This is a genomic window from Psychrobacillus sp. OK032 (assembly GCF_900111345.1).
Lineage (GTDB): Bacteria > Bacillota > Bacilli > Bacillales_A > Planococcaceae > Psychrobacillus.
This window is the reverse complement of the sequence record NZ_FOGY01000004.1, coordinates 75,527-88,312: the sequence shown is the minus strand read 5'-3', so window position 1 is coordinate 88,312 and position 12,786 is coordinate 75,527. Positions and strand designations below refer to the sequence as shown.

Below are 12,786 nucleotides of genomic sequence, written 5' to 3'. Positions count from 1 at the left end.
CAACTCAAATAATATTCGAGTTTCTCTACAGTCTTTTTAATTATTGATAAAGTTCTTCTCTTCTATCCGAAAACACAGGAATACGTTCTCGTACATCTTCTATTTCGTCCAGATCAATATCGACAATTTGAACGCATTCCTCGTCTCCACCATCCCATAAAATCTCTCCCCAAGGAGTTATTACCATGGATTTACCGCCAAATTCATTATTCGGGTCGCTTCCAACACGATTCACCGCTATGATAAAGCTTTGGTTTTCTATTGCTCTTGCTTGCAACAGTATTTTCCAATGATCGATTCGTTTAGCCGGCCATTGCGCCGGTATAAACATAACCTTGGCACCATTTAGCGAATGCGCTCTCGTCCATTCAGGAAAACGCAAGTCATAGCAAATGATTCCACCCATTTTGACGCCATCAAGCGTAAATAGATTTTTTTCATTACCTGCTTCAAAGTAAAGATGTTCATCCATCAATTTAATCAAATGTGCTTTGTCATATTCAGCTATGACTTCACCTAAAGTATTCGTAACATACATAGTGTTGTAAAATTTGTCTCCTTTTTTTATAGAAACAGAACCTCCAACAATATGTACATTCAATTCTTTTGAAAGTTGGGATAATAGTTTTTTCGTTTCTTCTCCGTTCACATCTGCAATTTCTTCTAATCGAGTTAAATCATATCCCGAATTCCACATTTCTGGCAATACTACTACATCTGCTCCACTTGAAGCTGCCTCTCGAATCTGTTTCTCTACATTTTTAAAATTTTCTTTTGGCTCACCAAAAACAATATCTGATTGAACACAAGCAACTTTCATCTCGACACCACCTATAGACATAATACTAAAAAGATTATAAGATTTGTCTAATATATGCAACTATTAAAAAAAAGAGGTTATGTAAATGGACTTTTCAAATCGATTAAAAAATCTATCACCGCAATTTTTTGCTACGCTTGTTCAAAAGGTAACGATCGCTGTAGCGGAAGGAAGAGATGTCATCAATCTTGGACAAGGCAATCCGGATCAACCGACGCCGGAACATATTGTGAAGGCACTACAAGATGCGGCTGCTAATACACAATCACATAGATATTCCCCTTTTAGAGGTATAAATGAATTGAAACAAGCAGCTGCAGACTTTTATAAACGCGAGTATAATGTCGACATTGATGCAAATACAGAAGTAGCAATTATGTTCGGAACAAAAATAGGGTTAGTAGAATTACCACTCGCAATAATGAATGAACAAGAATTGATGCTTCTTCCAGATCCAGGATATCCAGATTATTTATCTGGTGCGGGACTAGCAAATGTTCGATTTGATACGATGCCCCTCTTGGAGGAAAATGATTTCTTGCCAGATTACACCAAATTAACAGAGGATCAAAAACTAGCAGCTAAATTGATGTATTTAAACTACCCGAATAACCCAACAGGTGCTACAGCGACAAAAGAATTTTTTGAAGAAACTGTGCAACTCGCAAAAGAGTCGGATATTGCTATTGTTCATGATTTCGCATACGGTGCAGTTGGATTTGACGGAAAAAAACCAGTAAGCTTCCTAGAAGTAGAAGGTGCAAAAGAAGTAGGAGTAGAAATGTATACTCTATCGAAAACATATAATATGGCTGGCTGGCGAGTTGGATTTGCAGTAGGAAACGCGAAAATGATTGAAGCAATCAATATTATTCAAGATCATTTATTTGTCAGCCTTTTCCCTGCAGTACAATCGGCTGCCGCTGCAGCTCTAAATGAAAGTCAACAATGCGTGGATGAGTTGGTTTCATTGTACGAAGGTAGAAGAAATGCATTAGTGGACGCGTGTTCGAAAATTGGTTGGGATGTTAAAGCACCTAAAGGATCTTTCTTTGCGTGGTTACCTGTTGCCAATGGGTATACAAGTGAAGAGTTCGCAGATTTATTACTAGCTAAAGCAGACGTTGCTGTGGCAGCTGGCAATGGGTTCGGTACTTTTGGTGAAGGTTACGTTCGCGTAGGTTTGTTGGTCGATGAAGATCGATTAGTAGAAGCTGTTGAACGAATTGCTAAATTAGATTTGTTTTAGTGAAAGAGGCTGTCTCAAAACATTGCTTTTGAGATAGCTTTTTCATTTCTGTGAAATTCAAAATTAATGATTTATGGATAATCTTCGCAAAACAACATTGAATAAGACACTTCTAAATTGAGCGTAATAAAGGGATAATGCGTCGTAAGAAATGTCCGCTAGGATTTCCGCTGCAGGGCGGACGCTTTCCGCGGGCATGGCTTCAGCCTCCTCGTCGCTTTGCTCCTGCGGGGTCTTCAGCTCATGCTATTCCCGCTGGAGTCGCCGCCCTTCCGCTCCAATCCACTGAGCTTGCTAGTTAAACAGTGTCGCCCTTAATCCAATCTTATATAGCATTTCCTAAAAATAAGTCCAGTAAATGGTTATACGATATAGAATCCAGTGAATTCGACAAACTTACTTATTGTAAAGCCTTGCTTGTCATGTGATGGCATTTTATGAGGCTTTTAAATATTGCGCAAATGCATCAATATGTTGCGAATATGCTCTGGAATATTGAGAGAAATTATATAGTTTACATAAGATGATTCTAGCGGAAGGCGGCGACTCCTGCCGAATGAGTGAGGATATAAGCCATCACAACGAATGCGAAGCATCGGTGATGGCTTATCGCTCACCCGGCGGAAATCATAGCGGAAACGTATTGTTGCGCACTATTCTTATGTTGCGCCTTTATCCTTAACAAGGATAATTTTTTAATTTTCTATTCTTTTTGGTTCCGTTGCATTAACCCCAACCGGATAAAATTGATTTGCACCTGTTTCGAGATCAAATTTTCGATGAAATTCCATTCCCGTAACTTCAGCTATCACGAGGTCCACCGTTATAACCGGGTTTTCCCCTTTGATGAAATGACCACCGAAAACATTCCCTTTTTGATCACACATCGTTCCATGAAAATGAGTTTCGTACTCCCCTTCTCTCTTACAAATAACTCCCGTACCTTGTAAAAATTCGATTGGTCCTTCTTTGACTACGAGGTCATTATACCCAACACCTATTTTTGAAGCCTCATTAGGTACTAAATACACGTATCCACTTTTCTGAAAGCTACCAAAACAGCTAATAATCGTTGCATATTCTATTTTATTTTCTTTACATATTTGCTCGATTCCCTCTAGTAAATCCGTTCCGTATACTAATCTCGCACCTATCGTTTTTCCGAGCTGCCCAGTTGCATAATTGACTCTTACTGCTGACATATATTCATCATCCTTGTATATTTATTTATTGATAATAACTTTATACTACAACAACAGAATATTTCAACAATAAAAAATTCGTTGACTTTAGCAAATTGATGTAGTAAATTATTTGTTATGGAACTTCTGAATAATTTAATAGTTTATATCTCTTATCAAGAGTAGCTGAGGGACTGGCCCGTTGAAGCTCGGCAACCATCTTCATTTTCGAATGTAGAAAGGTGCTAAATCCTGCAAAACATTGTTGTTTTGGAAGATAAGAGAGGACAGATTGTATTTTTGCGCCTCTCTTTCTTTTGGAAGAGAGGCTTTTATATTTATTCATTTTTTCTTGTAATTATTAGGAGGAATTAGAAATGAAAAAATTTGGATTACTTTTATCAGGCGTATTATTAACTGGAGCACTTGCTGCATGTGGCGATGACTCTAGTAGTGGTGATAAAGCTTTAGATACGAACAAATTAGTTGTTGGTGTAACTGCTGGTCCACATGAGCAAATCGTAGAAGTGGCAAAAGAAGTAGCTGCAAAAGACGGACTAGAGATCGATATTACAGTTTTCTCTGATTACATCCTTCCAAACACGGCATTATCGGAAGGTGATTTAGATGCAAACAGCTACCAACATGGACCGTTCTTAGAAACTTTTAACGAAGATCACAAAACAGATCTAGTAACTGTAGGAAAAACAATTTTAAACCCAATGGGAGTTTATTCGGATAAATATGAATCAATGGATGACTTACCAGACGGGGCTACGTTCGGATTACCAAACGACCCAACAAACGGTGCGCGTGCATTATATATTTTAGAAGAAAATGGTTTCATCAAAATTAAAGAAGATAAAAGAGAAACTGCTTCAATATACGACATTGAAGAAAATCCAAAAAACTTAAAATTTATTGAGCTAGAAGCTGCACAAATTCCGAAACAATTAAGCGAAGTAGATGCTGCTGCAATCAATACTAACTTTGCATTAGCAGCTGGCATAAATCCAAAAGCAGATTCTATTTTACTAGAATCATCGAACTCACCATATGTAAACTATATTGTTGTTCGTGCAGAAAATGAAAATGACCCAACGATTCAAAAATTTGTTAAAGCTTATCAATCAGAAGAAGTAAAACAATTCATTGAAGAGGAGTTTCAAGGTTCTGTATTACCTAGCTGGGATGAGTAAAGATTAATCAATCACGCCTTGGCGTGATTGCGCCCAGATTTTGAATTGAGCTTGGGCCTGCGTGATGCAGGTCAGGTAGCCGTTGTCGCATGGATGCGACGTACTTAGGCTAGCATCCCTAATTAATTCCTTTCAAAATCTGTGGCATCCGCCGGAGGCTTTAGGCCACCAGGATGGTGGTCACTCAGGCGTTGCCACAGGATGTGGCGATCTTAGCCAGAGTTCCTCGATATTCAGAAGGGATTTGAATCCTGCTGAATTGAAGGTAGTTTCAGTGACTCCTTCCCTTTTATTTAGAGTTGGTGGACATTTGCTGAATCAAGTTAAAACGTTACCGACTCCGGTAACGTTTTCTTTAGAAAGGAAGACATATGATGATTGTATTAGAAAATATTTCAAAAGAATTCAATAGTAAAAGCGGTAAAGTAAAAGCAGTAAACAATGTAAATATACATGTAAAAAAAGGAGAAATTCATGGGGTTATAGGATACAGTGGTGCTGGAAAAAGTACGCTTATTCGTTGTGTGAATTTACTCGAAAGACCCACTGAAGGAAAAGTATACATAAATGGAGTAGAAACCACCTCTCTCCCCCTTCCTAAATTACGTGAAGCTCGCAATAAAATAGGGATGATTTTCCAAGGATTCAACCTCTTAAAAACAGCTACTGTTTACGATAATATTGCAATTCCTCTTAAACTTCTTGGTTATAACAAAGCAGAAGTACAAAATAGAGCAGAAAAATACTTAGAGATTGTTGGGCTAACAGATAAACACAAAAATTATCCAAATCAATTATCTGGTGGTCAAAAGCAACGCGTTGCTATTGCAAGAGCACTTGCACAAGAACCAGAAATTTTATTAAGTGATGAAGCAACTAGCGCACTTGACCCCGAAACAACCGATTCCATTTTAGATCTTCTATTGAAAATAAATAGAGACCTAGGAATTACTATTTTGCTTATTACACATGAGATGAACGTCATTCAAAAAATTTGTGATCATGTATATGTAATGGAAAATGGTTATGTTGTAGAACAGAATAATGCGATTCAATTGTTTACTAAACCTACGCATCCTACAAGTAAAAAGTTTTTAAATACAATCAGTCAGCGCAATCTATCCCCTGCTTTAATTTCACAATTACATGTAACGGGTAGCGTAACACGCTTAACGTTTGTGGGCGAAAGTGCTGGAAAGCCACTACTTGCTGGAGTTAGCAAAAAGTTTAATGTGCAACCTAATATTTTAACAGCCAACATTATTGAACTGAAAAATGGCATTATCGGCAATATCGTCATTCATTTAATGGGAGAAAAAGATCAAGTAAATGCTGCGTTACAATTTTTAGACGAAAACGGCGTAGGTATTGAGAACTTGGAGGGACAATCATGAGTAGATTAGAGCAATTTACAGATCAATGGCTACCGATTATCGGTAAATCTGTCATTGAAACGTTTCAAATGGTTGGAATTTCTTTGTTTTTCTCCGTGCTTATTGGAATACCACTCGGAATTTTAATCGTCTTAACAAGACCTGGCCAAACTTTGCAAAATAAGTTTTTATATCAACTTAGCAACCTAGTGATTAATATAGTTCGTTCTATTCCGTTTATTATTTTACTATTTTTTATTCTACCATTTACGCGATACATCGTTGGAACGACAATTGGCGTAAAAGGAGTTATCGTCCCTCTCGTTATTTACACGGCCCCTTATATTGCACGTCTGATGGAGTCAGCACTACTCGAAGTTGAAAACGGTGTGGTGGAAGCTTATACCGCTATGGGTATTAAAACTAGATCGATCATTTGGCATGTGCTCCTACGTGAAGCACGCCCTTCTATTATATTAGGTTTAACTATTTCTACTGTTAGTTTAATAGGAGCAACGGCAATGGCTGGTATGGTCGGTGCTGGTGGTCTTGGGGATTTAGCTTATCGTTTCGGACATTTACGTTATGAAGTCGATGTTATGTATGCTACGGTCTTCATTTTGATCGTGCTTGTTCAAAGTATCCAATCTATAGGCAATAGACTTGCTGCAAGATTGAAAAAAGACTAGTTGGAGGTTATCTGATGTCGAACAATTTATATGTAGAAAAAAATGGTGCTATTGCTACTTTAATTTTTAATCGTGCAGAGAAAAAAAATTCTTTTTCTCTTGCTATGTTTAAACAATTAGGAGACATATTAGAGGAATTGGAATCGGATCAACAAATTAAAGTATTGATCGTAAAAGGTGTCGACGAAACGGCTTTCTCGGCTGGCGCAGACATTTCGGAGTTTCTGGAAAATCGCTTTTCTGCTCAAAAGGCAAAAGATTATAACGATGCAACACTTGAATCGATTGAAAAACTATATCGTTTTCCAAAGCCTACAATTGCCCTTATTAAAACACTGGCAATTGGTGGTGGTTTAGAACTTGCTAACTCTTGTGATTTTAGATTTGCAACATCTGGTAGTAAACTTGGAATCACGGCTGCTAATATAGGAATCATTTACAATTTAACGAGCACAAAGCGTTTAGTTAACTTGATCGGACCATCAAAAGCAAAAGAATTATTATATACAGCTAAATTAATCCGTGCAGAAGAAGGAAAAGAAATCGGATTGATCGATTATGTTTATGAAATGGAAGAAATTGAAGAAAAGTGTTTAGAATTTGCAGGACAAATCATTCGTAAATCTTCTGTTGCAAACAATGGAATTAAACAAGTTATTCAATCGATTATCGACGGAGAAAATGCAGAAACAAAAGAAATCGAACAACTTATTTTAGATTCCTTTAGTTCCGAGGATTATAAAGAAGGCATTGCTGCGTTTTTAGAAAAAAGAAAACCTAATTTTTCATAAGGAGTGGTTAGCATGACAAACTTAGATTTATTGTTAAAGAATATTGGCTCAAATGAAAAACACCCGATAAATTTTACTGAATTGGAACACGCCGCTAAAGAAAAACTAGAAGTTGGCCCCTTTGGATACATACGCTCTTCAGCAGGTAGAGAAGAAACATTACGTAAAAACACAGATTCATTTGCAAACTATTCCATTGTCCCAAGATTTCTAAATGATGTTTCTACATTAAATACGGAGATTACATTGTTTGGGCAAATATACAAGCACCCCCTTTTCATTGCTCCTGTTGGAATGAATAAAATTGCGCATGAAGATGGAGAAATAGCAGTAGCAAAAGCCGCAGCGAAGTATAACTTCCCGTATATACAAAGCACTGTTTCTAGCTATTCAATAGAAGAAATTGCTGCAGCAACAGAAGATAGCGCAAAATGGCTTCAATTATATTGGTCCGAAAACAAAGAAATTTCATATAGCATCGTTAAAAGAGCCGAAAAGGCCGGGTACAAAGCGATAGTAGTAACAGTTGATACAGTTATGCTCGGTTGGCGTGAAGAAGACGTGCGCAACCAATTCTCTCCGCTTAAAAAAGGATTAGCAAAAGGGAATTTTATAACGGATCCTGTGTTTATGGCTTCCCTCCCGGATCAATCGGAGGAGTCTATTATTAATGGCATCGTAGACTATCTTTATCACCCCTCATTAAATTGGGATGCTATTGCAGAACTGCGAGAACAGACTTCTTTACCAATACTCATTAAAGGCATACTGCATCCAGAAGATGCAAAACTTGCAATTGAAAAAGGAATCGATGGCATTATCGTATCAAATCACGGTGGTCGCCAGCTAGATGGTGTCATTGCAAGCATTGATGCACTTCCGGAAATAGTGGAAGCAGTCGACGGCAAAATCCCTGTATTATTTGATAGCGGAATCCGACGTGGTTCCGATGCATTAAAAGCTCTAGCTCTAGGTGCAACTGCTGTATGTATCGGCCGTCCATTTGTATGGGGATTAGCTGCTGGTGGTCAAGCGGGCGTTGAACGTGTATTAGAAAGCTTCCTTGAGGAAACAAAGGTCTCCATTTCTTTAAGTGGCATCAGTCATGTGAATGATCTTCACAAGTTAAAAGTAGTTAAAAGCTAAGGATTTATTAAAGGTGGTAAATTTAAATGGAACAAGCGTTAAAAGGAATGAAAGTGGTCGACTTGTCTCAAGTATTAGCTGGTCCATATTGCACAATGGTACTTGGCGATATGGGAGCAGACGTTGTCAAAGTAGAAAAATATCCAAATGGCGATGATACTCGTACGATGGGACCATATATTAATGAAGAAAGCTATATGTATATGATGGTAAATCGCAATAAACGCGGAGTTTGTCTTAATTTAAAAACGGATGAAGGATTACAAGTTTTATACAAATTAATAGAAGATGCAGATGTCTTTATTGAAAATTATCGTCCAGGAGTTACAAAAAAACTTGGTATTGATTATGATACGCTGAAATCGATCAATCCTCGTATTATCTATTGTTCGATTTCAGGTTATGGTCAAACAGGGCCTTACAAAAATAAAGGCGGATTTGACATCATGGCACAAGGTTTGTCCGGTCTAATAGATATGACCGGTGAGCGTACAGGTAAACCGGTTAAAGTCGGAATTGCCATTCATGATATTGCCGCTGCGCAAACAGCTATCCAATCTATTTTAGCGGCCTATATTCACCGTTTAAAAACTAACATTGGACAATATATTGATGTATCACTAGTCGATTCGGGCCTTGCTTGGACTGTTTGGGAAGCTGCCGCTTATTTCGGTAAAGGTGAAGTTCCTCGTAGAAATGGTACAGCGCATCGTGTTTCCGCTCCCTATCAAGGCTATAAAACGAAAGATGGCTTTATACTAATAGGTGCTGCCAATCAAAAACTATGGGAAAAGTTTTGCTTAGGTGTCGTACATAAACCGGAATGGATACAGGATGAACGTTTTTTGACGAATTCTATTCGTGCACAACATGTAGATGAGCTAGAAGTAGAAATGGAAAAAGTATTAAGAGAACAGGATTCCTCGTATTGGTTAGATTTATTAGACAAAAATGGTATCCCATCTGGCCCTATTTATTCGTATGATCAAACACTTGCTGATGAGCATATTATTTCTAGAGAAATGATTTTAGATTATGAGCACCCAGTAGCTGGTGAGATGAAAACATTAGGCTTCCCTGCTAAATTTTCAGAGACACCAGGACAATTTAGAAGCCCCGCTCCCCTTCTTGGACAGCATAATAAAGAAGTGTTAGTGGAACTTGGCTATTCATTGGATGAGATTGAATCTATCACAGCAAATAGAGTACTAAAAAATTAACCGATTGCATTTGCAATCGGCTTTTTTTACATATTTTCCATTAACCTTTTAGCAATCGCTTTGTACTCTTCTGGTCCAATACCGGGTGCGAACTCTTCTGGAAGAGAGTCTAGATTCGGTATATCATACCCTTTTGGACTACCTTCTTTTACAATTAGCTGTGCTCCACTTGTTGGGTTTGTTCCTTTCCAGATCTGCTTTATATCTTTATAATCTCCTACGTTATTCCATGTAAATAGTACATTTCCATAACCAAGATCCTCGTATTTTTTTGCTTGATCAAAAGCTCGATTATCTAGATTTGGTATTGGAAGCATTTTCGTCACATCTACTCCAGTTGCCATCTCCATTGCTTTTGCATAAGCCAAAATATGTGTACCCCCACGAACAAGCAAGTAACCAATCATTTCTCTTGCAGTAGGATGGTCCGTCATTTCATACACGCGCATTTTATGTGTTCTTGCACCACATTCTAAGAAGAAGTTATGAAGTAAATCTAGCACTAGATTACCACTTGAAAAAACATAATCTCCTCTCCAAGGGTTTCCCATGGAGTCTCCTGCTAGTGAAGTTTGTGCATTTGCTATAAAGTGATAGGTGTTTCTTTTTTCCTTTGCATTTTGAAGTGGTGTAACATTTGGATCACCATTAAATGAAGTATTTTTTTGCAATAAGTTGATCGTATTAGATACAAGCTCGACATGTCCAAATTCTTCCGCGGTAATACTTGCTACAAGATCATAAAAAGGCTTTAATTTTGTCTTTTCTCTAAAATTAAATGATTGATACATATAATTATTTAATGTGGACATCTCACCAAACTTACCACCTAGTAACTCTTGAACAGCAGCTGCTGCATTTGCATCACCATACTCTAAGTTTGGGAGTTCAATTAATAATTTGTTCACTCGATTGAACAATGAATCATACTCCTTTTTCTATTTTGATAGGGTGACCCATACAATTTCTTGATTTCTTATATAAAAAGGACTGCCACTAACCTCTACTACAATATGATCTGGGGCGACCATTGTTAAATTTCCTTGAATAGTACTCTTAGTCGTCAATTGTACAGCAACTCGATTTCCGGCTAACGTTTGAAGTAGATGATATAAATATGGCTCAAAACTACTTACAAAATTAACAGATGATTGTGGATTTGCATTCAATTGAATCCCATCCTTTCTCTTCAATCGTTGTATTGTATGAGAAGAAGATTTATAAGGTGACAATAAAGTGGTAAGATTAAGTAGAGATGATATACAAAGAAGGTAGTATAAATGGTAAAACGGTTAGTAGTAACAGGTTATAAAGCTCATGAATTAGGCATTTTTAATGATTCTCATCCTGGAATTCCAGTTATTAAACAAGCGATTAAAAACCATTTAAATGGACTACTGGATGAAGGATTGGAATGGGTTATACTAAGTGGACAACAAGGAGTTGAAACATGGACAGCCGAGGTCGTACTCGAAATGAAAGAAGCATTCCCACATTTAAAGTACGCCATTATCACTCCTTTTTTAGACCAAGAAAAAAATTGGAACGAGCTAAAACAAGAAAAATACAATAGCTTATTGTTGCAAGCCGATTATGAAACAAGCTTAACGAAAAGACCATACGAAGCACCTTGGCAATTCATCGAAAAAAATAAATTTTTACTTCGAAACTCAGATGGTATGCTTATTGTGTATGATGAAGAGAATGAAGGCTCCCCCAAATTCATCAAAAAGTTAGCGGAGCAATACATGGAAAAAGAAAACTATTCGCTATTTAATATCGATGCTTACGACCTTCAAACAATAGCGGAAGAAATCGCAGAAGAAACGAGGAATGATTATTTATGAGTAATCAAAATGTAGTGTGTGAAAGATATGATAAAGAAACAGAAGAACTGGTATCAAAAGATTCAAGTGAGTTTTTAAATACTCCCCTATCTCATTTCAAAGAAAAGAAAAATGAATATGTTTATTTGGAATCGGACGACTTGGAAGCGATAAAAGTAGATGGATTGGTATTAGAATACGACGAAGTATTTGACGTATACACAGCTATGTTCGGACTTGCCATCCAGAAGAAATTTGCAAGTAAAATAGAAGCTTACTTGAAAGAGCATTATAACGATGAAAAAATGAATTACAGTTTGATGTTTTCTGGAGATGAAGGCTTATGGGAGATTAATTTGCCACTAGATTACATTCATCAATTTAGTGAAAACTTTACAATCGGCGAAGCTTACCAATTTCTCCAAACATTCATCTCTTCTTTAGTAGAAGCGACTGGAAATTAATCTAATAGTTAAAACAATCATGAATATTTAACAATTCATGATTGTTTTTTTGTTTTCGTGCCTTGAATTTGAAACAAATATGTAACAAGTGCCAATAGTATGCATAATAATGGAACAATCGGTCAAGCTAACGAGGATGTCCCATCACATTTTTACAAGGAGGAAAATTTGAATGAATCAAAACTCATTTGACCAAGGTCAAACACATCAAAATATGCAAACTGGCAGTGTTCCACAACAAATGAATCATGGTGGACATGAATTATTTGATCTTCATGAAGTATTATCGACGGTTGTATCTGGGTTGAACTTGAAAACAATACTTCGTCCACATGTGCAAGATCAAGAACTACTTAATATTTTAAATCGTCAACATGCATTTGCATTGGATGAATACAATATTACGGTAGAATGTTTCAAAACGGGTCAAGATCCTTCTCACCCTACTTCTAGCTATAAAATGCAAACTGGAAATGATTTCGTTTATGGTTTGAAGCCAACCCAACCTAAAAAGCCAGTACAAAACCCAAATGAAATTACAGATGAAATGATTTCTGGATACTTACTTGGTGCTGCAAAAGCATCAGCAACTATTAAAACAGGTGCCGCATTAGAAACAACGAATCCTGTAGTACGACGAGTACTAGCAGACTCAATTCCAAACTGTATAGAAATGGCATATGAACTTTCTATTTATCAAAACAAACATCATTACTACCAGGTACCACAGCTAAATCAACAAGATATGCAAGGCTTGTTGAATGCTTTCGCTCCCGTTCAAGGACCAATGAACAACCAAGTACAATAATACAACTTGTCCCTATTTGC

14 protein-coding genes and 1 riboswitch are annotated in these 12,786 nt (G+C 37.1%); of the genes, 10 read left to right on the top strand and 4 right to left on the bottom strand.

The features are described from left to right. Positions 1–40: 40 nt before the first annotated feature. Entirely contained in the window at positions 41–820 is a 780-nt protein-coding gene (locus BMZ04_RS09240) for a carbon-nitrogen family hydrolase (protein WP_093268533.1), read from the bottom strand. An 85-nt stretch (positions 821–905) separates the two neighbouring features. Here BMZ04_RS09240 and BMZ04_RS09235 point away from each other — a divergent pair, with 85 nt between their 5' ends. Next, the gene (locus BMZ04_RS09235) at positions 906–2,069 is read left to right on the top strand and encodes a pyridoxal phosphate-dependent aminotransferase (protein ID WP_093268528.1); all 1,164 of its coding nucleotides are present in this window, start codon (positions 906–908) and stop codon (positions 2,067–2,069) included. 695 nt (positions 2,070–2,764) lie between these two features. Here the strand turns inward: BMZ04_RS09235 and BMZ04_RS09230 are convergent. Continuing rightward, positions 2,765–3,271 carry a PPC domain-containing DNA-binding protein gene (locus BMZ04_RS09230; protein ID WP_093268524.1) on the bottom strand — a complete coding sequence of 169 codons (507 nt, stop codon included), beginning with the start codon at positions 3,269–3,271 and terminating at the stop codon, positions 2,765–2,767. Positions 3,272–3,420: 149 nt separating this feature from the next. Beyond that, a riboswitch (SAM riboswitch) is annotated at positions 3,421–3,534 on the top strand. A 93-nt stretch (positions 3,535–3,627) separates the two neighbouring features. Between BMZ04_RS09230 and BMZ04_RS09225 the strand changes: the two genes are divergently transcribed. The 6 genes from BMZ04_RS09225 to BMZ04_RS09195 all read left to right on the top strand — a co-directional run bounded on the left by BMZ04_RS09225 (position 3,628) and on the right by BMZ04_RS09195 (position 9,668). After that, on the top strand, positions 3,628–4,449 hold the full coding sequence (locus BMZ04_RS09225) for a MetQ/NlpA family ABC transporter substrate-binding protein (RefSeq protein WP_093268519.1): 822 nt from the start codon (positions 3,628–3,630) through the stop codon (positions 4,447–4,449). 374 nt (positions 4,450–4,823) lie between these two features. After that, positions 4,824–5,843, top strand: a complete 1,020-nt coding sequence (locus BMZ04_RS09215; RefSeq protein WP_093268509.1) for a methionine ABC transporter ATP-binding protein — start codon at positions 4,824–4,826, stop codon at positions 5,841–5,843. Next, a complete protein-coding gene (locus BMZ04_RS09210; RefSeq protein WP_093268504.1) occupies positions 5,840–6,511 on the top strand; it encodes a methionine ABC transporter permease in 672 nt (223 codons plus the stop codon). The genes BMZ04_RS09215 and BMZ04_RS09210 overlap by 4 nt, the downstream gene beginning before the upstream one ends. 14 nt (positions 6,512–6,525) lie before the next feature. Beyond that, positions 6,526–7,302, top strand: a complete 777-nt coding sequence (locus BMZ04_RS09205; protein ID WP_093268499.1) for an enoyl-CoA hydratase/isomerase family protein — start codon at positions 6,526–6,528, stop codon at positions 7,300–7,302. A gap of 12 nt (positions 7,303–7,314) precedes the next feature. Then, complete coding sequence (locus BMZ04_RS09200) at positions 7,315–8,448, top strand: alpha-hydroxy acid oxidase (protein ID WP_093268496.1); 1,134 nt, start codon at positions 7,315–7,317, stop codon at positions 8,446–8,448. 26 nt (positions 8,449–8,474) lie between these two features. Then, complete coding sequence (locus tag BMZ04_RS09195; RefSeq protein WP_093268492.1) at positions 8,475–9,668, top strand: CaiB/BaiF CoA transferase family protein; 1,194 nt, start codon at positions 8,475–8,477, stop codon at positions 9,666–9,668. A 26-nt stretch (positions 9,669–9,694) separates the two neighbouring features. Here the strand turns inward: BMZ04_RS09195 and BMZ04_RS09190 are convergent, their stop codons facing one another. Next, entirely contained in the window at positions 9,695–10,588 is an 894-nt protein-coding gene (locus tag BMZ04_RS09190) for a manganese catalase family protein (protein WP_093268487.1), read from the bottom strand. 18 nt (positions 10,589–10,606) lie between these two features. Next, complete coding sequence (locus tag BMZ04_RS09185) at positions 10,607–10,837, bottom strand: YuzF family protein (protein ID WP_093268483.1); 231 nt, start codon at positions 10,835–10,837, stop codon at positions 10,607–10,609. Positions 10,838–10,948: 111 nt separating this feature from the next. Here BMZ04_RS09185 and BMZ04_RS09180 point away from each other — a divergent pair, with 111 nt between their 5' ends. The 3 genes from BMZ04_RS09180 (at position 10,949) to BMZ04_RS09170 (ending at position 12,766) form a co-directional block, all read left to right on the top strand. Next, entirely contained in the window at positions 10,949–11,515 is a 567-nt protein-coding gene (locus BMZ04_RS09180) for an SLOG family protein (RefSeq protein WP_093268479.1), read from the top strand. Then, positions 11,512–11,958 (top strand): hypothetical protein, encoded by a 447-nt coding sequence (locus tag BMZ04_RS09175; protein WP_093268474.1) that lies wholly within the window; start codon positions 11,512–11,514, stop codon positions 11,956–11,958. The genes BMZ04_RS09180 and BMZ04_RS09175 overlap by 4 nt, the downstream gene beginning before the upstream one ends. 172 nt (positions 11,959–12,130) lie before the next feature. Further along, positions 12,131–12,766, top strand: a complete 636-nt coding sequence (locus tag BMZ04_RS09170) for a spore coat protein (RefSeq protein ID WP_093268470.1) — start codon at positions 12,131–12,133, stop codon at positions 12,764–12,766. Positions 12,767–12,786: the final 20 nt, after the last annotated feature.

What these genes read in the sequence shown, in the direction of transcription:
- BMZ04_RS09240 (WP_093268533.1), bottom strand. Translation starts at nt 820, where the DNA reads ATGAAAGTTGCTTGTGTTCAATCAGATATTGTTTTTGGTGAGCCAAAA.
- BMZ04_RS09235 (WP_093268528.1), top strand. Translation starts at nt 906, where the DNA reads ATGGACTTTTCAAATCGATTAAAAAATCTATCACCGCAATTTTTTGCT.
- BMZ04_RS09230 (WP_093268524.1), bottom strand. Translation starts at nt 3,271, where the DNA reads ATGTCAGCAGTAAGAGTCAATTATGCAACTGGGCAGCTCGGAAAAACG.
- BMZ04_RS09225 (WP_093268519.1), top strand. Translation starts at nt 3,628, where the DNA reads ATGAAAAAATTTGGATTACTTTTATCAGGCGTATTATTAACTGGAGCA.
- BMZ04_RS09215 (WP_093268509.1), top strand. Translation starts at nt 4,824, where the DNA reads ATGATTGTATTAGAAAATATTTCAAAAGAATTCAATAGTAAAAGCGGT.
- BMZ04_RS09210 (WP_093268504.1), top strand. Translation starts at nt 5,840, where the DNA reads ATGAGTAGATTAGAGCAATTTACAGATCAATGGCTACCGATTATCGGT.
- BMZ04_RS09205 (WP_093268499.1), top strand. Translation starts at nt 6,526, where the DNA reads ATGTCGAACAATTTATATGTAGAAAAAAATGGTGCTATTGCTACTTTA.
- BMZ04_RS09200 (WP_093268496.1), top strand. Translation starts at nt 7,315, where the DNA reads ATGACAAACTTAGATTTATTGTTAAAGAATATTGGCTCAAATGAAAAA.
- BMZ04_RS09195 (WP_093268492.1), top strand. Translation starts at nt 8,475, where the DNA reads ATGGAACAAGCGTTAAAAGGAATGAAAGTGGTCGACTTGTCTCAAGTA.
- BMZ04_RS09180 (WP_093268479.1), top strand. Translation starts at nt 10,949, where the DNA reads ATGGTAAAACGGTTAGTAGTAACAGGTTATAAAGCTCATGAATTAGGC.
- BMZ04_RS09175 (WP_093268474.1), top strand. Translation starts at nt 11,512, where the DNA reads ATGAGTAATCAAAATGTAGTGTGTGAAAGATATGATAAAGAAACAGAA.
- BMZ04_RS09170 (WP_093268470.1), top strand. Translation starts at nt 12,131, where the DNA reads ATGAATCAAAACTCATTTGACCAAGGTCAAACACATCAAAATATGCAA.